Origin of the sequence: Kaistella polysaccharea, assembly GCF_020410745.1 — a bacterium.
Lineage (GTDB): Bacteria > Bacteroidota > Bacteroidia > Flavobacteriales > Weeksellaceae > Kaistella > Kaistella polysaccharea.
Window position 1 is genome coordinate 122,209 of sequence record NZ_CP084528.1, and the last position, 20,685, is coordinate 142,893.

The window sequence follows — 20,685 nt, forward strand, 5'->3', positions numbered from 1 at the left end:
TTGAAAAAAATCGCCTACATAGAACTCGATACGCATGCTGAAATAGCAGGAAATTTCATGGAGTTAATGAATGGTTCCACAGATTTTCAGGTGGATTATTATTTGTCGGAACGTATTTTTAAACAAATCGGAAAGCATCATTCTAATATTTATCTGAGTGAATATACCGCACTCTTAAACCAGTTAAAAGATCCGAATTACGATCTTATTATCATTGGAACTGTTCATCGGTATTTTAATCTTTTTAATGCAATTGCGGAGAAATACAACACTGCAGTCATTGTGCACAATCTAAACTTTAATACAATATCTAAACTTCAACTCTTCAAAAATATTTTTAAAAAAGACTTTGCATACCGATTGAAATTATGGTTAAAAGAAGATTTACTTTCTGCACCAGAAGTTTTTAAGAAGGCAAAAAATCTCTTGGTCTTAGATCAAAGTTTATCGGATCATCAATTTCAATATTTACCGGTTTTTTATAATCGGTTTCATGAAAATTTTAACTCGGAAAATTTCACCATTGTAATTCCAGGGGAAGTTTCGCAGAAAAGAAGAAATTATAAAAAAGTATTAGAGAAACTAACTGAACGAAATTCTGATCGATTACTCACTATTATTTTTCTCGGAAAAGCACGCGGCAAAGAACTTCGCTGGCTGCAAAATTTTGAAAAAAAGAAATTAGAAAATATTTCCCTGCAATATTTTACGAAGAAAGTTCCACAAAATAGGTTTGATGAATTGATGAATAAAGCTGATGTTTTGTGGTGTCCAATTCAAAACGAAATTGAATTTTTTAGCAATAAAGAAATTTATGGCAAAACTAAAATGAGTGGCAATATTGGCGATGCGATTAAGTATGGAAAATTCGCCTTCTTTCCGCCGAATTATCCATCTAATCTGGAGTTTATTATGAATGAAAAAGAAAATTCCGCACAGGAAATTTTCGATTTTAAATCGGTGGATTCTTATGATTTTCAAAAGGAATATAACCGAAAGAAAGTGTCTGCTGAATTGGAAAAAGTTTTGACTTCTTTACTTTAAAGTTTAAAATTTAAAGAGACTTTTAAAGAATTTTTTATTCAAATAATCTTCAATGGGGAAAATTTTCATGATGTGATTTGCGCCTAAGATAACCAGTAAAACAAATGCTGGTTTGTAAGTCAAATTGAGCAAATTACTCTTCGTTTCTGGCAACATGATGGCGACGTTGATGGCCAAAGTGCAAATGATAAACACGTACATCATTTCGATGGTTAGAGGAAAGACCTTAAATTTTACATAATTAAAGTAAATCTTAATTAAGTTAAATAAGGTGAGAGAAATACCTGTTGCCATTGCAATTCCGATAATTCCAAATTCTGTTTTTGTGAGGAAAAGGTAATTCAAAACAATTGTTGTAATTGCCAAAAATAGCATCACCACAATATTGAAGCGGTAATGTTTAGAAAGGGATATAATATGTCCATTAAAGCCAGTCGCTAAGTCAAAAACCATGGCGAATCCTAAAATCCAAACTACGGGTTCGGCTTGTCGCAGCTGGTCTCCATTCTTGATGAGATTACTCAAATAAGGAAATCCTACCAGAATGCAGGAAAATAAAACCGCACCTAAAAAGAATAGCGTTAATGACGTTTTTTTATGGAAACGGTCCAATTCATCGAAATCACCATCCGCAATATTTTTGTTGATGATCGGCGCAGATATATTAAAAAGGCCCATTTGCGGAATCAGAATAAATGAAAGTATGGACAAAATAATGCTGTAAACTCCATTTTCCTCGAAATTCAAGAATTCTCCGATCATAAAATTATCAACCCGAAAAGCAATATAATTTCCGATATTACCAAGAAATCCGTAAAAACTATAGTTTAAAATTTCCTTCCACAAGTGGTCTTTTTTTACATAATCTGTACTGAAATCGGGCTTTATTTTCTCCAGGTTATTGGCGTAGTAAAAATAGCCGATCAATGATAATATAAACATGCCCATAAAAAACCCGTAAGAGCCTTTTTCCGTAACTCCCAAAAAGAAGAACAAGCAAAACGCTCCTAAATTAGCGATTTTAGGAAAGAGATTATCAAATATATTAGGAACTACAATTCGTTTAAAGTTGGTAATGTATTTATTAAAAATAGCGGAAAGCGCCATTACCAAAATCAGGGGAAGAATTAAAAGTTTCATTTTCCACAGCTGTAAACTTTTGAATTGCGGGAAAAAATGAAAAAAGAGGAAAAATAGGAGGCTAAATAATAAAAAATTGAATACGATTCCTAATAATGAAAGCGATAGTAAATTTTGGTTTTTGCCTGCACTTTGCGCATGATGAAAAAACTTAACATTAGAAAAAGAAAGTCCAAAAACCACGATAGGCAGAAGCATTTCTGCGGTCGGCATAATGTAGCGCAACTTTCCGTAAAATTCCATATCGTACGGAAAAATAAAAATTGCAGAAATTGTTCCGAGTAAAAAACCGAAATATCCTATTAAGGAATACTTAAATCCTTGTCTCGCAATTACACTCATGTTGTTGCTCTAATTTTAATTTGCTGAACAGTATAAATGCAGAAATTCAACCCTTGTGAAAACAATTGTCGTAGAGTTTGAATTGGAATTAAAGAATTAATATTTTTATGGGACATCAAACCATGTTTCAAATAGCGAAAAACAAATATAGTAAAATATGTTAAATAAATGTTAAAATTAACCATATCACCTAAATCATTTCATGGTAAAGGTCATTTGTTTTACATTTAAGCTTTTAAAAAATACATCCCAGATACTGATTTATAGAGGTTTTAAAAAAAGATACGCACATGAAAAAATATATAATTTTATTTTTTGTAGGACTTTTAAGTTCCTGTACCGCGCTTAAAAATGTTAATGAAAAACCATTTCTTTGGGAAGGTGCCAATGTTTATTTCCTCTTGACAGACCGTTTTAAAAATGGCGATACCAAGAACGATATCAATTTCCAGAGAACGGAAAAACCTGCTGTTTTAAGAGGTTTTGAAGGTGGTGACCTACGAGGAATTATTCAAAAAATTGATGATAATTATTTTTCAGATTTAGGAATTAATGCAATTTGGATGACGCCACTGGTGGAGCAAATTCATGGTGCCACTGATGAAGGCACTGGAAAAACATACGGTTTTCACGGCTATTGGGCAAAAGATTGGACCGAACTTGATCCTAATTTCGGGAGAAAAGCAGATTTAGAAGAGCTTGTTGAAAAAGCGCACAAGAAAGGAATTCGAATTGTCTTAGACGCGGTGATTAATCACACGGGACCCGTAACTACTACCGATGCGGTTTATCCAAATTCTTGGGTAAGAACATCGCCAACCTGTACTTATAACAATTACGAAAACACGACTGCCTGTACTTTAGTAGCGAATCTTCCAGATATTTTAACGGAATCAAATGAACCCGCAGCATTGCCGCAAATGCTTGTCGATAAATGGAAAAAAGAAGGGAAATATGAGGCTGAAATGAAATCACTCGACGCTTTCTTCGCCCGAACTGGATACCCAAGAGCGCCGAAATACTATATCATGAAGTGGCTGGCTGATTATGTTGAAAATTATGGCATCGATGGGTATCGCATAGATACCGTAAAACATACAAACGAAGATGTTTGGAAAGATTTTCAGAAAGTATGTCAGGAAGCCTTTGATATTTATAAACTGAAAAATCCGTCAAAAGTACTCGACAATAATTTATTTTTTACGGTTGGTGAAGTCTACGGATATGGAATTTCTCAAAAACAAGATTATGATTTCGGGGATAAAAAAGTGAATTATTATCAAAATGGTTTTAAATCACTCATTAACTTTGATTTTAAAGGAGATGCCAATAAACCGTATGAGGAATTATTCTCTAAATATTCAAATATATTGAACGGTGATTTGAACGGAAAGACGGTGATGAACTATTTGACATCACATGATGACGGTTCACCCTTCGATAAAAACCGAAAAAGAACGTACGAAGCGGGAACTAAATTATTGTTGACACCGGGAATTTCACAGGTTTATTATGGCGATGAAACTTCCAGGACTTTAACCGTTGCAGGCGCAGAAGGTGATGCGAATCTTCGATCGAATATGAATTGGAACGATGAGCAAAATAATCTTGATACTCAAAAACTTTTAAAACATTACCAAAAATTAGGGCAGTTCAGAGCAAATCATCCAGCCGTAGGCGCAGGTGTTCATCAAATGATTTCTGATAAACCTTATTATTTTTCCAGAATTTTAGCGAAGGGGAATTTTACCGATAATGTTATTATTGGACTTGATCTGAAGGATAAGTTGAAAGAAGTAAATGTAGCAGGCGTTTTTGCGGAAGGAACTCAATTAAAAGATTTCTATTCCGGCGCGTCGATTCCTGTTATTAAGGGAAAAGTCTCTTTCTATTCCAATTCTCCAGTGGTATTATTAGAAAAAATCAAATAAAAATTAAAATGAAAAAAATTAGTATATTATTATTGGCATTAATTTCCTTTGGACTTTTCGGTCAAAAGGTTCCGGAAACCAATAAAACCGAATTTTCCAAGGAAGCTTTAGCCCAGAAAATTTCTTCACTTGATGGCAAAAAGCTTCAGATTTCAGAGGTTTTGAAAAAACATGAAGGTCGAATCTTGATTATCGATTTTTGGGCGAGTTGGTGTCAGGATTGTATTTTAGCACTTCCTGCAACAAAGGAATTTAAAGAAAAAAATCCGAATGTAGATTTCGTTTATTTTTCGCTGGATCGCTCGCACGAACAATGGAAAAGGGGTTTAGAGAAATACGATATTACGGCTCAGGAAAACTATTGGTTTGACGAAGGTTGGAAAAATAATTTCAATAATTATATCGATCTAAACTGGGTGCCGCGCTTTATGGTGATTGATCAGACTGGAAAGATTGCTAAATATTACGCGATTCATCCGAATGATCCAGATATTCAGAAGATAATTGACGAATTAAAATAATTAAAAGAGAGGAAAATTGTTCCTCTCTTTTTTTGCTTTACTTCTTTCTGAAATTATATTTCGGACCATCAATGTATGAACGATCTAAAACCAAAGTGGAAGAGGCAGGATAATAAAGGACTGGATATTTTAGGCCAATGGTCTTAACCATATAAAGTTTAGTTTCTGTCGGTGATGGATAACCGCTTAAATAATCCATTTTATATTCGTAGTTATAATTTCCATTTTCAAAACTCGGGGGCTTGGCGCCACTTACGGTAAGCACATTATTTTCTTGAAAATTATAGATGATATTATCAGCAGAAAAATCGTAGATTTTAAGGTAAGATTCTACTTTTACTAAGTGCCAGGATCCCTGAATATTTTCAATGATTTCTGTCTTTTCTGGCGGTTTAATAATTTCTTCCTCTACGTTTTCAGTACGCGAACAGGAAATGGAAACCATTAGAAAAAAAATTAACATAAAATTTTTCATAATTTGTCTTTCAATTATCTAAGTTAATATTTTTTACCTTAGGTTTTATGGGACATTACAAAAAGGGCAGACTTAAAAATTTATTTAAAGGTTGCATGGTCCTATAAATTTTAGCAAAATCTTTCGCTGCGCTTTCCTTCGTCAAATCTTCATCAGAGATTGGGTGACTAACAGTAAAACTCTTTAATTTGAGGTATTCCGCCATCGGATGATCTTTCTCAAAACCATTGGGAACTCTTTGGAGTTTGTATTCAATGCTCAATCCACGGAAATTATTTCTAAAATCTTTCTCTTCTAAAATCTGAAGCAGGTCTTCGCCGCTTGCAACAATCTCTTTTCTAATTTCTTTTAAAGTTGCAGATTCAGGCTGATAAATTCCACCGGCTAAAAAAGATTTTCCAGGTTCGATATGCAGATAATATCCTGCGTTTTTACCTTTCCCCATTCCCAGACTGATTCCAAAGTGGGATTTGTACGGCAGTTTGTTCTTAGAGAAACGCACGTCTCTGTAAATTCTAAAAACCGCTTTTTTGGCGTCGAGCTTTAAAATAGCATCATCGAACTTCCCGATTTCCTGAATTAATTCATCCACGAATTCAACCACGTTTTCCTTCGCGTGCACATAGCGTTCTTTATTTTCATTAAACCACTCGCGGTTATTATTCAGTTTCAAAATATTTAAAAAGCTTAAAGTAGAATTTTCAATTGAATTCATAACAGATTATATTTTACAAAATTAAAGAAAATAAAATGTTAGTCAGAATAGGCGTTTCGGAACTTTATTAAAAATTGAAGAAAAGACCTATAATATTATCAAAAATAAAAAACGTATCTTTGCACCCAATTTATAGACGATCTTTTACATGAATTTATTTACGGAGACCAATTTAAGTCCTGAAATCTTGAAGGCAATTGGCGAACTGGGCTTTGTGAGCCCAACAGAAATCCAAAAACAGACTATTCCTTTTATCTCTACAGAGATACGCGATCTAATCGCACTTGCGCAGACGGGAACAGGCAAAACAGCAGCTTTTACGCTTCCGATTTTGGATATGATTGACGACGGGAGTCGCAAAATCCAATTATTGGTGCTTTGTCCAACCAGAGAACTTTGTTTGCAAATTACCAAAGACATTACTAATTATTCGAAATACATGCGAAACATCAAAACTACAGCAGTTTATGGTGGGAGCAGTATCAGTGATCAAATCAGATCATTACGGGAAAAACCGCAAATTATTGTGGGAACTCCAGGACGTGTTATTGACTTGATTAACAGAAAAGCACTTGATTTCTCTGAAATCAGATGGATGATTCTTGATGAAGCTGATGAAATGTTATCAATGGGTTTCAAAGATGATTTGGAAACTATTTTACGCGAAACACCAGAAATTAAACAAACTTTCTTGTTCTCGGCAACGATGAACAAAGAAGTTGAAAGAATTTCTAAAAATTATTTAACAAATCCGCACCGTATTGTTGTTGGTTCATTAAATGAGGTGAAGAAAAACATCAAACACGAATATTACGTGGTTGGTTACAGAAACAAAAAAGAAGCTTTGAAAAGATTGATCGATGCAAATCCAAATCAATATTCAATTCTTTTCTGTAGAACCCGTATGGAAACGCAGGAAGTCGCCGATTTTTTGATGCAGAACGGGTACGCTGCAGATGCACTTCACGGTGATTTGTCGCAGGCACAACGTGACACGGTAATGAAAAAATTCCGTTTGAAAAACATTGATATTTTGGTTGCGACTGATGTTGCGGCGAGAGGTTTAGATGTTGATTCATTAACACACGTAATTCACTTCTCTTTACCAGATGATCCAGAAGTTTTTGTTCACCGTAGTGGTAGAACTGGACGTGCCGGAAAAGATGGAATTTCAATATCTTTAATTAAACCGGAGGAATCCCGCAAATTGAAGCAGATTAAACAATCTACGAAGATTGAAATCGTTGAGAAGAAAATACCTACTGGAAAGAAAATTATTGAAGCACAGGTTGCTGGCGTATTTGAAAAATTATTTACCGAGCACGAAAACCTTGTTGAATTCGACAATGAGTTGATTCCAGATTTGTCTGCCTTTACCAAAGAAGAATTGGTACACCAAATGTTGCAGTTGCAATTGCGAGATATGGCTCTTTATTATAAAGATAAAGATGATTTGATCGATCAAAAATTCAACAGTGATGACCGCGACCGCGGAGGTGATAGAGGTAGAGATCGTGGCAGAGACCGTGACGGAAGAGGCAGAGACCGCGACAGAGGTGGTGACCGAAGAGATGGTGGAAACAACAGATTCTCCGGCAACAGAGATGGTGGAAGCCGTGATTTCGGGAGAGACCGTGACGGTGGAAACAGAGATTCCAGAGATCGCGATGGTGGCAACAGAGAATTCAAGGAAAGAAAACCAAGAAAAAATAGTGAGGACATGGTCCGATTTTTCTTCAACCTTGGAAAAAGAGATAATTTAAAAAAGATAGATATGTTGGAAATTATCAACAAATCAACTGAAAAATCTAGAAAAAGACCAGATATTGGAAATATCGAGATTTTAGAAAAATTCTCTTTCTTTGAAGTCGAAAAATCATTTAAGGATGAAGTTCTTAAGGGATTAGAAACTCAAAAATTTAAAGGTAAAGATATGAGAGCTGAAGAATCTAATTAATTTTTCATTCTACTCAATTATAGAAACCAGCGATCATCATTCGCTGGTTTTTTTGTGTTTATAATTTTATTTTCAATGTTAATGAAACTTAACATTGAAACGAAAATGGTATCAGTCTTTTTCCGAAATTTGCAGCACTAATCTCTAAATGAATAACAATGGGAATCGGAAATATTTTTAAAATGTTCCAGCCGAAAGACAAAGTGTTTTTTGTACTGTTTGAAAAAGTTGCTGCAGAGCTTGTAGCCATGTCTAAAGAATTTCACGAAAGTTTATTAGACTTCGATATCAACGATGATACGATGTTGCAGCACATGAGTGATTACGAACATAGAATGGATGATTTAACCCACGAAATTTTCGTACAGTTGGGTGAAAATTTCATTACACCATTCGACAGAGAAGACATCAGCCATTTAGCAAGCGGATTGGATGATATTGCAGATTTTATGTATGCTTCTGCGAAGTACATTTATCTGTACAAAGCGCCTCTGGATCCTGCTTATACCGAATTTACACTTTTGATCTATAAGTCTTGTCTTGAAATTCAGGTAGCTCTTAGAAACCTAAATGATTTCAAAGATCCAAAAGCAGTAAAGGAATCTTGTATTAAAATCAACTCTTTCGAAAATATTGCTGATGATGTATTAAGTCAGGCGATTGTAAAATTGTTTGAGAGCAATGATGCCATTAAGATTATGAAAATTAAAGCAGTTTTAGAATATCTGGAAACAGTAACTGATAAAGCTGAAGATGTTGCAAATACGATTGACAGTATTTTGATTAAATACGCATAATCTATTCCCTAATTTATTATAAAAAAAAGAATGGATTTACCAATTCTATTAATCATCATCATTGTATTAGCCTTAATATTTGACTATATCAATGGTTTTCATGATGCCGCAAACTCGATTGCGACCATTGTTTCCACAAAAGTTTTAACCCCATTTCAGGCAGTTCTTTGGGCTGCAGTCTGGAACTTTGCTGCTTTTTTTATCGCTGCTTATGTTATCGGCGAATTTAAGATCGGTAATACCATAGCAAAGTCGGTCAACGAGAATTTCATTAATCTTGAAGTTATATTTTCCGGGTTGATCGCCGCTATTTTATGGAATTTATTAACGTGGTGGTTTGGGATTCCTTCATCCTCATCGCATACCTTAATTGGTGGTTTTTTAGGTGCAGCTTTAATGTATGCACTCGTTTCAGATTTTCACGTTATAGCTCTGGCAAATCCAGACATGGGATTTTTTGATCAGCTGATACTGGCCTTTAAGCAATTATTCACGCAGAATGTAGTGAAGTACGAGAAGGTAATTCCTATTTTCTTGTTCATATTCTTAGCACCTTTAATCGGATCCGTGATTTCAATTATAATCACCTTGTTTATCGTAAATGTTTCGAAAAACTCGAGTCCCCGTAAAGCTGATAATGTTTTCAAGAAATTACAATTGTTTTCTTCTGCTGCATTCAGTTTAGGTCACGGTCTAAATGACGCTCAGAAAGTAATGGGAATTATTGGTGCGGCGATTATATTTCATCACACCAAAACTTTACAGGATCCTGTTTATCTAGCTTTGGACAGTTCGCATCAGTTTAATTATTTCGTAGAACATTACTTTTGGGTGCCCTTTGTATCATTCTTAATGATTTCCTTAGGAACTATGAGTGGTGGCTGGAAAATTGTTAAAACTATGGGAACGCGAATTACGAAAGTAACACCACTTGAAGGAGTTGCTGCTGAGACCGCCGGTGCAATTACGCTCTTCATTTCTGAACATTTCGGTATTCCGGTTTCTACAACACATACCATTACCGGTGCAATTATCGGAGTTGGAGTAACAAAGCGAGTTTCTGCAGTTCGCTGGGGTATTACTGTAAGCTTACTTTGGGCGTGGATTTTAACCATTCCAATTTCTGCCTTTGTGGCGGGAGTAACTTATTTAATAGTTTCTTTCATTAGATAAATTTTCTTAGATATTAATAGAGAGCCATTTCAACCGAAGTGGCTCTTTTGTATTCATTAAAATAGACAAAGAATTATTTTAAATCGTATTTTTGCACAAACAAGAAATTTATGCAGTTTTTAGATGAATATCAGGATATGGTTGCAAAGGGAATCGAGAAATATATTTTCAAAGATAAACCTGAGGAACTTTACGCGCCCATGAATTATATCATTTCGCACGGTGGTAAAAGACTACGTCCGATGATGGTTTTAATGGCGTGTGAAATGTTTGACGGTGATTTGAAAAAAGCCCTAAAACCTGCGTTGGCTATTGAGTTCTTCCATAATTTCACCTTAATTCATGATGATATTATGGATGAGGCACCGCTTCGCCGTGGGAAACCAACTATTCACACTTTACATGGCATCAATGTCGGAATTCTTTCCGGCGATGCTTTAATGTTTAAAGCCATTAAATTTTTCGAAAATTTAGAACCCGAATTGTACAAGGCTTGTATGCGTGTTTACATTCACACCGGATTATTGCTTTGCGAAGGTCAACAATATGATATCAATTTCGAAACACAGGAAGAAGTAACTTTTAACGATTATATCAGAATGATCACCTATAAAACGGGAATTCTGAGTGCATCTTCTTTTGAAATCGGAGCACTAATTGCCGGAGCAGATTTCAAAGATGCGAAAGCCATATTTAATTTCGGAAAACATGTCGGAATTGCCTTCCAGATTATGGATGATTATTTAGATGTTTTTGGGAATCAAGAGCAAATCGGTAAAAAACATGCGGGAGATATTTATGAAAATAAAAAGACCGTTTTATATCTTTTAGCGAAGGAGCACGCAACTGAAGAAGAAAGAAAAGAACTCGAATTCTGGTACTCCAAGAAAACCGATAATGTGGATAAAGTCTACAGTGTAGAAAAGATTTTCCGTCGTACGAAAGTTGATGAAAAAGCATTGCATCTTATTCAGGAACACAATGAAATGGCTCAAAAATATCTCAACAAAATCAGCGTGACCGATGCCAAGAAAAAACCATTTATCGAATTGGCGAATTATTTATTACGTAGAGAAAGCTAAGCGGCGCTTCTGCATTAATCAAGATTCACATTACCAAAACGCCACAGAGAAAAATGAAATTCCGGACCGAAGTAGAAATTCCAAATTCCGTACATAAAATAGAAATTGAAGATTATTTATTTTCGATGGGTTCCTGTTTCTCAACGGAAATGAGCGACTTGTTGCAGACCGGTCAAATGCAAACTTTAAACAATCCTTTCGACACGCTTTTTAACCCTTTCTCCATTAATACTGCCGTAAAACGATTGCATAACGCCCAGTTTTACGAAGAAGTAGATTTAATTAGTTTTAATGAAGAAGTGATTTCTTTGGATCATCATTCATCATTTAATTCACGATTTCTGCATCAGACATTAGAAAAAATTAATTCCCAAATCGAACTGGGAAATCAGTTTTTGCAGAATTCGAATTGGATTGTCATCACCTACGGAACTTCCTTTATTTATGAATTTCTTCCGAAAAAAAAGCTCGTAGCAAACTGTCATAAAATTCCCGGTAAATATTTTGAAAAAAGATTGTTAACGCATTTAGAATTAACGGATTCTATTTATGAAACAATCGTTAATTTAAAAGATATTGCAAAACCGAACGTTCAGATTTTGTTTACCGTTTCTCCCGTTCGACATACGAAAGATGGTTTCGCAGAAAATAATTTGAGTAAATCGAAGTTAATTACGGCACTGCATGAAATTTTACCTCAGTTCGAAAACTGCCATTATTTGCCTGTTTATGAAATTTTAATGGATGATCTGCGGGACTATCGATTTTACAAAGAAGATTTAATTCACCCCAGTAACCAGGCGATTATGTATATCTGGGAAAAGTTTGGAAACGCTTATTTTTCAGATGAAACCATGGATTTCATCGAGGAGAATTTAAAAATAGCAAAATCTCTGGATCATAAAACCGCAGATGAGAAGAACCCAAAATATCAGGAATTTTTAGAGAAATTGAAAGCAAGAATCTCAGTTCAGCAAGCAAAAGTGAAGCATAAAATATTTTAAAAAAATTTGAGCAGATAATTCCGCCTTCCGTTCCCGCTATTTTTTGCCGATGCAGCTGCCACCGCAAAAAAAAATGAGCTCCACTCAAGTCGGGCTGCGATTTATTTTTATCTGGAAAGATAGGTTACAGATGTAAGATTTCAACTATTAACTATCAATTATCAAGAAATATGATCGATACACATACTCATTTATACTCCGAAGAATTCGACCAAGATCGACATGAAATGATCGAAAGAGCCATCAATAAAGGCGTTTCTAAATTTTATCTGCCAGCCATAAATTCGGAAACGCACGAGAAGATGCTCGCTTTAGAAACTGAATATCCCAATCAGATAATTTCAATGATGGGACTTCATCCCTGTTATGTAAAACCGGAATCTTGGGAACAGGAATTGAAATTGGTTGAGAATTATTTAACCAAAAGACCGTTTGCCGCCATCGGAGAAATCGGAATTGATCTTCATTGGGATAAAACCACTTTAGACATCCAGGTCAAAGCTTTCGAGCAGCAAATAGATTGGGCTATTGAAAAAGATCTTCCAATTGTGATTCATACCAGAGAAAGTTTCGATGAAGTTTTTGAAGTTTTAGACCGAAAAAAACATCCGAAATTACGTGGAATTTTCCATTGTTTTTCCGGCAATTTAGACCAGGCAAAACGAGCGATTGATCTGAATTTTATTTTGGGCATCGGTGGAGTAGTCACCTTTAAAAATGGAAAGATCGATCAATTTTTAGGGGAAATTCCTTTAGATAAAATCGTCTTAGAAACCGATTCTCCTTATTTAGCTCCTGTTCCACATCGCGGAAAAACAAACGAAAGTTCTTATTTGGATTTGGTTGTTGGGAAACTTGTAAATATTTACGGAAAGGATTTTACGGAAATCGATAGAATTACAACAGATAACGCTAATCTTATTTTTAATAGGTAAAGAAAGATCATGATAGAGAAATTCGACAGCATAAGATTTTATCATCCTGAAGAAGTGAATCCTGCGATACGCTTTATAATGCGACATCCTATGATGAAGCTTCTTTTGCATTATAGTCTTCCCAATATTTCAGATGAAGAAATACAGCAAATTGTTGGCGATATCCATTCTATCGAAGATTTTCAGAAAGTCATTATTTACCCAAGTATCAAGAATGTTTTAAATGCAAGTTCTGATGGATTTACTATTTCCGGAGCAGAAGATTTGAGTAAAAACGAATCTTATCTTTTTATATCCAATCACCGGGATATTCTTTTAGACACCTGTTTGTTAAATTTTGCTTTGTTAGAGAAAGGTTTAAACCTTACAGCATCGGTTATTGGAGATAATTTGGTGCAAAGAGATTTATACCTTATTTTGGCAAAATTAAACCGGAATTTTTTTGTAAAACGGAGTGCTGCGCCACGGGAGCTTATAGAAAATAGCAAACTTTTATCTGAATATATTTTCCAATTATTAACCAGTGAATATCGCTCGGTTTGGATTGCGCAGCGGGAAGGTCGTGCTAAAGATGGTAATGATTTCACCCAAGCTGGCGTTTTGAAAATGATTTCTATGTTTGATGCGCAAAGTAAACCTTGTCAATATTTTAAAAAATTAAAAGTAGTTCCTGTTTCTATTTCGTATGAGTTAGACCCGACAGACAAACTGAAAGTTGAAAAAATGTGCGCTGATGATCTGAATCAAGAAAAGCACAAAAACGAAGATTTTCTTAATATTATGACGGGAGTTTCTGGCCAAAAGAAAAGAATTCACCTGCATTTTGGCAAGATTGAAGATGAGATTTACACGGATATTGAAAACTCGGTTTCCAATTCTAATAAGCAAATACAGAAGTTGGCAGAGGTTTTAACCAAAAAAATTGTAGAGGGTTACAAACTTTGGCCAAGTAATTATATTGCTGCAGATTTACTGAAAAATAGCACCCTATATTCTAAATATTATACTGAACAGGAAAGGCAATTCTTTATTAAAAGAATGAATTTAAGCATTGGTGAAAATAATCATTGTATGAATCAAGCATTTTTGGAAATGTATGCAAATCCCGTTTTTAACAAAAACAATCTATAAAAAAATTGCCACGAATTCACAAATGATTTATTCGCGAGTTCGTGGCAAATGTTTTTTAGCAACAACCTATTTCCCTCTCGAAAAATTACTCTTATTGTTAGGCTTCTTACTATGACTGTTACTTGCATTCCCTTGGCCTTGAGGTCTTGGTCTGAAAGGTTTGTTATTAGAATCTCTTTTCTCCGCAACTAAATTCTCAGTATGGAAAGGATGTTCTTTTTCAACCGGAATTTTCTTACCGATTAGTTTCTCGGTGTTCTTTAGATTTAATAAATCAAGACCGTCAACGAAAGAAATTGAACTTCCTTCGGCACCGGCTCTTCCTGTTCTACCAATACGGTGAACGTAAGTTTCCGATACATCAGATAATTCAAAATTCACGACATATTTCAATTCATCAATATCGATTCCTCTGGCTGCAATATCGGTGGCAACTAAGATTCGTGTTTTTCCAGATTTGAAATTTGAAAGCGCATTTTGACGTTGATTCTGTGATTTATTTCCATGAATCGCTTCGGCGGATATTTTATGACTCTGTAGCTTTCTTGCGATTTTATCAGCGCCGTGTTTGGTTCTTGAAAATACAAGCACAGATTCTTTAATGTCTTGCTGAAGAATGTGCGTCAAAAGGTCCAGTTTATCGTTTTTATCAACGAAATAAACCTTTTGTTGAATGGTATCTGCAGTTGCAGAAACTGGTGCAACTTCAACCTGAATCGGATTGGTAAGCATTGAGCTCGCCAATTTGTTAATCTCTTCCGGGAACGTTGCCGAGAAGAATAGGGTTTGTCTTTTTGGTGGAAGTAATTTAATAATTCTCTTCACATCGTGGACAAATCCCATATCCAGCATTCTGTCGGCTTCGTCTAAAACGAAAACTTCTAAATGCTTTAATGAAATAATTCCTTGAGATATAAAATCCAGTAATCTTCCTGGTGTTGCTACTAAAATATCTACGCCTCTTCTCAAAGCGTTTTCTTGAGCTGCTTGTTTAACACCACCGAAAACAACTAAATTTCTCAGTTTTAAATGTCTTCCGTAAGATTTAAAACTTTCATCAATTTGAATGGCTAACTCTCTTGTTGGAGTTAAAATCAAAACTTTGATGTGATTATTTTTTTGGTTTTTTACAGCTAGATTTTGAAGAATGGGAATTGCAAATGCTGCAGTTTTTCCGGTTCCTGTTTGGGCAGTTCCTAATAAATCTCTGCCTTGTAAAATATGCGGAATCGATTTTTGTTGAATAGGTGTTGGTTGGGTGTAACCCTCTTCCTTAAGCGCTTTTGCGATAGGATCAATTAAGTTTAAGTCGGTAAAGTTCAAATGAAATGTTTTTAATTAAAATGAAACTCGTGTCATTCTATATATGAAACGAAGAAAATGAAGTAAAAAAACCTTTTAAGTTTTCAGTTCCGCAGGGAAGCGGATTCATCTAGAATGACTACGTCCATAAAAAAACCTTCCGCGAAGAAGGAATTTAGTTCTGCAAATATAGTTTAATTATTTTTAGTAATGTTTATTTGTGAATTATTCAATTTTAGACCAGCTTTGATTGGTCTTAATATCATCAAAAATAATTTATATTCTGTGGATTTTGATCTAGGGAGATCTCACTTCGCTAATTTGATATTTTATCTAAAAAAAATAGACTTACCAAAAGTAAATCTATCATCATTTTATATAAATGAAATACTATCCGTGAAGTTTCTTCCATATTGCATCTTTCAGTTCGACTAAACCTTCTTGGGTTACTGCTGAAAAGAAAAGGGGCTGTCTGTTTTCGGGAAATTCTTTCGCAACTTCAACTTTTAATTCGTCATCCAGCAAATCTGCTTTAGAAACAGAAATTATATAATCTTTATCAACAAGTTCTGGATTGTATTCTTTCAATTCATTCTCTAAAATTTTAAATTCCTGAAAATGATCTTCCGAATCGGCCGGAATCATAAATAATAAGATCGAATTTCTTTCAATATGTCGCAAAAATCGGTGTCCGAGACCTTTTCCTTCTGCAGCACCTTCTATAATTCCTGGAATATCTGCCATTACAAAAGATTTGTAATTTCGATAATCTACAATTCCTAAATTTGGTGTCAGCGTTGTAAATGCATAATCGGCGATTTTTGGTTTTGCAGCAGAAACTGCAGCAAGTAGTGTTGATTTTCCAGCATTTGGAAATCCTACTAAACCAACATCAGCCAATAACTTTAATTCAAAAGTAATATAACCTTCTTCCCCCGGCAATCCCGGTTGTGCATATCTGGGAGTTTGATTCGTTGATGATTTAAAATGCTCATTTCCTTTCCCACCTTTCCCGCCATGCATCAGAATAATTTCCTGACCGTGTTCTAAAATTTCGGCAACAACTTCTCCATCTTCGTTCTTTGCAATAGTTCCTAAGGGAACTTCAATATAAACATCTTCGCCGTACGCGCCGGTTAACTGGTTTTTGCTTCCGTTTACGCCCCGCTCGGCTTTAATGTGTCGTGTATATCTTAGGGGAAGTAAAGTCCACTCGTGTGAATCTCCCTTCAAAATTACGTGACCACCGCGGCCACCGTCTCCACCATCTGGTCCACCTTTAGGAACATATTTTTCCCGGTTAAGGTGCGCTGATCCTGCACCTCCATGTCCACTTTTACAATGGATTTTTACGTAATCTACGAAATTTGACATTTTATTTCTTTGTTTGTTGCTGAATTGGAATTTCTAAAAATTTAAGAAATTTCCTTAATTCTGCAAAGACGATTTGTTATTTAATTTTGCAACTTCCGCAAAAAGTTTCTCGGAGATTTCTTCAATATCGCCAACTCCATTAATTTCTACATATTTGCCCTGCTGCTTATAAAGTTCTGCAACCTCCGCAGTTTTAGCGTAATACTCTTTGATTCGGTGAGTGATGATTTGTTTATTAGAATCATCTGTTCTTCCGCTTGTTTCCCCTCTTTTTAAAAGTCTTTCAACCAACATTTTATCATCAACCACGAGAGAAAGGCAAATGTCGATTGAACTGTTCAAAACTTCCTTCACAATATTTTCCAAAGCTTCAGTTTGATTTGCGGTCCTGGGAAATCCGTCGAAAATAAAGCCTTTTGCATTACATGGTTTTCTAAGTTCATCAGTCAGCATATCAATAGTTACTTGATCTGGAACGAGCTCTCCTTTGTCGATGTATGATTTTGCCAGTTTGCCCAACTCGGTATCATTTTTCATGTTGTAACGAAATAGATCACCAGTTGAAATTTGCTTTAAATTAAATTTTTCAATTAAATTCTGCGCTTGTGTACCTTTTCCGCTTCCGGGAGGACCGAAGAGAACGATGTTTATCATTGTATCAGATTTTTTAGTGATTAATTCTTCCTTCTGCCAGTTGATATAAATCGGGAAGGTTTCTTCCTAATTCATCATAATCAAGGCCATAACCGAGGACGAATTTGTTTGGAATTTCTTTCGCAACATAATCGATCTTGAATTTTTTCTTATAAACATCTGGTTTCAGAAGTAAAGAGGCAATTCGTAACGATTTTGGGCGCTGCGTATTTTTAAAATATTCAAACAGACTTTCTATGGTATTTCCGGTATCCACGATATCTTCCATGAGGATAATGTGACGGCCTTCAACTTCTTTCGTTAAATCCATTTTTTTATAAACTATTCCCGTAGAAGTAGTTCCTGAATAAGAACTCATTTGGATGAAAGCGATTTCGCATTTACCTGGATAGTGCTTCAGAAAGTCAGAGAAAAACATGATAACTCCGTTTAAAACTCCGATGAAAACTGGCGTCTCATCTTTGTAATCTTCATAAACCTTCAGGGCGAGATCTTTTATGATCGATTGAATTTCGTCGTTTTTAAGATAGGGTACGAATTCTTTATCGTGAATTTTAACTACTTTCATATGGTTTTCTAAAGCGCAAATTTACGGAATTTATTCGAAAGTGAAGTTCCTCGAAGGTATTCACTTACAGCTATTATCAGAAATATCATGTTTAAATTTTGTTCACCTTTATTTTTAAATCTATTTTTGTAGAAATCTAATAAAAAAGTAAAATATGGCAACTTATGTTGTGGTTGGTCTTCAATACGGCGATGAAGGCAAAGGTAAAATTACGGATGTTTTATCAGCAAAATCTGATTATGTTGTGCGTTTTCAAGGAGGCGATAACGCGGGACACACTGTTTATGCAGGTGAAGAAAAATTTGTTTTGCATTTGCTCCCTTCGGGCGTTTTGCAATGTAAAGGTAAATGCATTATTGCGAACGGAGTTGTTGTAAACCCTAAAGCATTTTTGAAGGAAATCGGCCAACTCGAAGCAAAAGGAATGCGAACAGATCACGTTTTTATCAGCAGAAGAGCGCACGTGATTATGCCGTATCATATTTTACTCGATACTTATCGTGAGGAAGAAGAGGAGGGAACTTACATTGGCACCACCAAAAAAGGAATCGGCCCATGTTACGAAGATAAAATTGCTAGAGTCGGCATTCGCATGGTTGACTTGCTGAATCCTGAAGTTTTGTCCGAAAAGATTAGAAAGAATCTTAAAAGCAAAAACTCACTTTTTGAGAAGTATTTTGAAAAACCCACTTTAGAATTTGATGAAATTTTTAACGAATTTTTGGAATTGGGGCAAAAACTGAAAGATCGAATTGTTGATACTGAAGTTGAATTAAACCAAGCCATTCACGACGGCAAAAATATTTTATTCGAAGGGGCGCAAGCTGCCATGCTCGATATTGATTTCGGGACTTATCCTTATGTTACTTCATCTTCGCCCACAACTGGTGGCGTTTGTTCCGGAGCAGGTGTTCCGCCCACAAGTTTACAAAATCTGATTGGCGTAGCAAAAGCCTACACCACAAGAGTCGGTGAGGGACCATTCCCAACAGAATTAGATAATGAATTGGGTGAAAAAATTAGAAAGATTGGTTTTGAATTTGGTGCGACAACAGGAAGACCACGAAGAACGGGTTGGTTAGATCTCGTTTCATTAAAACATGCAACTATGATTAATGGAATTAACAATTTAGTTATTACAAAACTCGATGTTCTTTCAGGAATTTCACCGCTAAAAATTGCTACAAAGTACAAAACTGAAGACGGGAAAATAATCGATTACTTTACATCTTCAACTACAAAATTATACAACTACGAACCTATTTATGAAGAGTTGGAAGGTTGGGAAGAAGATATTACCCACGCCCGATCGTACGATGAACTTCCTGTAAATGCTAAAAAATATATAGAATTTATCGAAAACTATTTGGGAATTAATGTGTATTTGGTTTCTGTTGGTCCGGAAAGAAGTCAAAATATTATTAGAAAAGAATTATTTTAACTAAAAAGTAATCTTTTCGAGTTTTTAACAATATTAGCCATTCTGTTTGAGTGGCTTTTTTGCGTTTTAAGTTAAAATTATTTATATGCTATGTTTTGAATTACTTTACTTAATTATTGTTAAAGTAATGGCCTAAATTTTGATAATTTATTAATAAAGTTACATATTTATTAAAAACTAACAATCATAAATTATCAATTTCCTAACCCTTTAAAATAATTTAATGATGAACAATTTACTTCAAAACAAAGAATTCCAACTCGACGAAATCCTCTTCGAGAACCGAAACAAAAATTACGGCGCTTATGTGCTGAGAAATGATGCCGACCGAATATTAACCAAATCCATGTTTTTGGGAATAGGTCTATTTGCACTCTTAGCAATCACGCCTTTGGCAATCAACGCTTTCAAAACTCCCGAGATTGTTAAGACACCAACATTTTTGCCCCCAGGAGATATGCACAATGTTGATCAGTTTGACGAACCACCGGTCATAGTTCAGGTAAAACCACCGGCTCAATCTTTGGTTAATACGATTGATTCAAGAATTGCGACGCCAACAAGAGATGCTAAAGTGGAAACCGTAATGCCGAAGCAAAAAGACTATGAGACCGCGATTGTTGGAACTGAAAATATTGTTGGAACACCGCCAGAAATCAACTATCAACTTCCCACCATTACGACAGTTCCGGGAAAAAGTCCCGATATCGCAGCGCCAAAACCAGTGGATAATACCCCAAAGACACATGTTGATGTGGAAGCTGTTTTTAATGGTGGTATTAACTCTTTTCGGAATAAAGTTGTAAATAATTTTGACACGTCGGTAATGGAAGGAACCGGCGAAGTAGTACGAACCACCGTTATTTTCATTGTGGAAAGAGATGGTACTATCAGTGAAGTTAAAGCGTCCGGTCCAAATGCTGACTTCAATCGTGCAGCTGAAAAAACGATTAAATCGGTGAAAGGAAAATGGGTTCCGGCTAAGATTAATGGCGAAAATGTGAGGAGCTATTTTAAATTCCCCATTTCAATGCAATTTGAATAAGAGAGCAATAAATAATTTTATAAGACTTATCCACAAAAGATTCACTTTTGTGGA

At 35.2% G+C, this 20,685-nt stretch carries 19 protein-coding genes; 12 read left to right on the forward strand and 7 right to left on the reverse strand.

Annotated features, from left to right (window positions below):
- Positions 1–1,044, forward strand: coding sequence for a hypothetical protein (locus LC814_RS00510; protein ID WP_226064399.1), 1,044 nt, complete (start codon positions 1–3; stop codon positions 1,042–1,044).
- A 3-nt stretch (positions 1,045–1,047) separates the two neighbouring features.
- Here LC814_RS00510 and LC814_RS00515 read toward each other — a convergent pair whose 3' ends face one another.
- On the reverse strand, positions 1,048–2,526 hold the full coding sequence (locus tag LC814_RS00515; protein ID WP_226064400.1) for a lipopolysaccharide biosynthesis protein: 1,479 nt from the start codon (positions 2,524–2,526) through the stop codon (positions 1,048–1,050).
- A gap of 290 nt (positions 2,527–2,816) precedes the next feature.
- On the opposite strand from LC814_RS00515, the gene LC814_RS00520 reads away from it, so the two are divergent.
- Positions 2,817–4,457, forward strand: coding sequence for an alpha-amylase family glycosyl hydrolase (locus tag LC814_RS00520; RefSeq protein ID WP_226064401.1), 1,641 nt, complete (start codon positions 2,817–2,819; stop codon positions 4,455–4,457).
- Positions 4,458–4,465: 8 nt separating this feature from the next.
- A complete protein-coding gene (locus LC814_RS00525; RefSeq protein ID WP_226064402.1) occupies positions 4,466–4,978 on the forward strand; it encodes a TlpA family protein disulfide reductase in 513 nt (170 codons plus the stop codon).
- 37 nt (positions 4,979–5,015) lie between these two features.
- Here the strand turns inward: LC814_RS00525 and LC814_RS00530 are convergent, their stop codons facing one another.
- Positions 5,016–5,453, reverse strand: a complete 438-nt coding sequence (locus LC814_RS00530; RefSeq protein WP_226064403.1) for a hypothetical protein — start codon at positions 5,451–5,453, stop codon at positions 5,016–5,018.
- Positions 5,454–5,508: 55 nt separating this feature from the next.
- Positions 5,509–6,168: a DUF2461 domain-containing protein gene (locus LC814_RS00535; RefSeq protein ID WP_226064404.1), complete on the reverse strand. Its 660-nt coding sequence runs from the start codon at positions 6,166–6,168 to the stop codon at positions 5,509–5,511.
- A gap of 148 nt (positions 6,169–6,316) precedes the next feature.
- Here LC814_RS00535 and LC814_RS00540 point away from each other — a divergent pair, with 148 nt between their 5' ends.
- The 7 genes from LC814_RS00540 (at position 6,317) to LC814_RS00570 (ending at position 14,247) form a co-directional block, all read left to right on the forward strand.
- Entirely contained in the window at positions 6,317–8,125 is a 1,809-nt protein-coding gene (locus LC814_RS00540; RefSeq protein WP_226064405.1) for a DEAD/DEAH box helicase, read from the forward strand.
- 158 nt (positions 8,126–8,283) lie between these two features.
- Entirely contained in the window at positions 8,284–8,922 is a 639-nt protein-coding gene (locus LC814_RS00545) for a DUF47 domain-containing protein (protein ID WP_226064406.1), read from the forward strand.
- A 30-nt stretch (positions 8,923–8,952) separates the two neighbouring features.
- On the forward strand, positions 8,953–10,095 hold the full coding sequence (locus LC814_RS00550; protein ID WP_226064407.1) for an inorganic phosphate transporter: 1,143 nt from the start codon (positions 8,953–8,955) through the stop codon (positions 10,093–10,095).
- Between the two features lie 110 nt (positions 10,096–10,205).
- On the forward strand, positions 10,206–11,177 hold the full coding sequence (locus tag LC814_RS00555; RefSeq protein WP_226064408.1) for a polyprenyl synthetase family protein: 972 nt from the start codon (positions 10,206–10,208) through the stop codon (positions 11,175–11,177).
- Between the two features lie 53 nt (positions 11,178–11,230).
- Positions 11,231–12,181, forward strand: a complete 951-nt coding sequence (locus LC814_RS00560) for a GSCFA domain-containing protein (RefSeq protein WP_226064409.1) — start codon at positions 11,231–11,233, stop codon at positions 12,179–12,181.
- Between the two features lie 170 nt (positions 12,182–12,351).
- Positions 12,352–13,116 (forward strand): TatD family hydrolase, encoded by a 765-nt coding sequence (locus tag LC814_RS00565; protein WP_226064410.1) that lies wholly within the window; start codon positions 12,352–12,354, stop codon positions 13,114–13,116.
- Positions 13,117–13,125: 9 nt separating this feature from the next.
- A complete protein-coding gene (locus LC814_RS00570) occupies positions 13,126–14,247 on the forward strand; it encodes a 1-acyl-sn-glycerol-3-phosphate acyltransferase (RefSeq protein ID WP_311135714.1) in 1,122 nt (373 codons plus the stop codon).
- 66 nt (positions 14,248–14,313) lie between these two features.
- Here the strand turns inward: LC814_RS00570 and LC814_RS00575 are convergent, their stop codons facing one another.
- The 4 genes from LC814_RS00575 to LC814_RS00590 form a co-directional block, all read right to left on the reverse strand.
- Positions 14,314–15,570, reverse strand: a complete 1,257-nt coding sequence (locus LC814_RS00575; RefSeq protein WP_226064411.1) for a DEAD/DEAH box helicase — start codon at positions 15,568–15,570, stop codon at positions 14,314–14,316.
- A 369-nt stretch (positions 15,571–15,939) separates the two neighbouring features.
- On the reverse strand, positions 15,940–16,923 hold the full coding sequence (gene obgE / locus LC814_RS00580) for a GTPase ObgE (protein ID WP_226064412.1): 984 nt from the start codon (positions 16,921–16,923) through the stop codon (positions 15,940–15,942).
- A gap of 54 nt (positions 16,924–16,977) precedes the next feature.
- On the reverse strand, positions 16,978–17,577 hold the full coding sequence (locus tag LC814_RS00585; RefSeq protein ID WP_226064413.1) for an adenylate kinase: 600 nt from the start codon (positions 17,575–17,577) through the stop codon (positions 16,978–16,980).
- Between the two features lie 13 nt (positions 17,578–17,590).
- A complete protein-coding gene (locus tag LC814_RS00590) occupies positions 17,591–18,145 on the reverse strand; it encodes a phosphoribosyltransferase (protein ID WP_226064414.1) in 555 nt (184 codons plus the stop codon).
- Between the two features lie 154 nt (positions 18,146–18,299).
- Here LC814_RS00590 and LC814_RS00595 point away from each other — a divergent pair, with 154 nt between their 5' ends.
- Positions 18,300–19,586 carry an adenylosuccinate synthase gene (locus tag LC814_RS00595; protein ID WP_226064415.1) on the forward strand — a complete coding sequence of 429 codons (1,287 nt, stop codon included), beginning with the start codon at positions 18,300–18,302 and terminating at the stop codon, positions 19,584–19,586.
- 223 nt (positions 19,587–19,809) lie between these two features.
- On the forward strand, positions 19,810–20,631 hold the full coding sequence (locus tag LC814_RS00600; RefSeq protein ID WP_226064416.1) for an energy transducer TonB: 822 nt from the start codon (positions 19,810–19,812) through the stop codon (positions 20,629–20,631).
- Positions 20,632–20,685 lie beyond the last annotated feature (54 nt).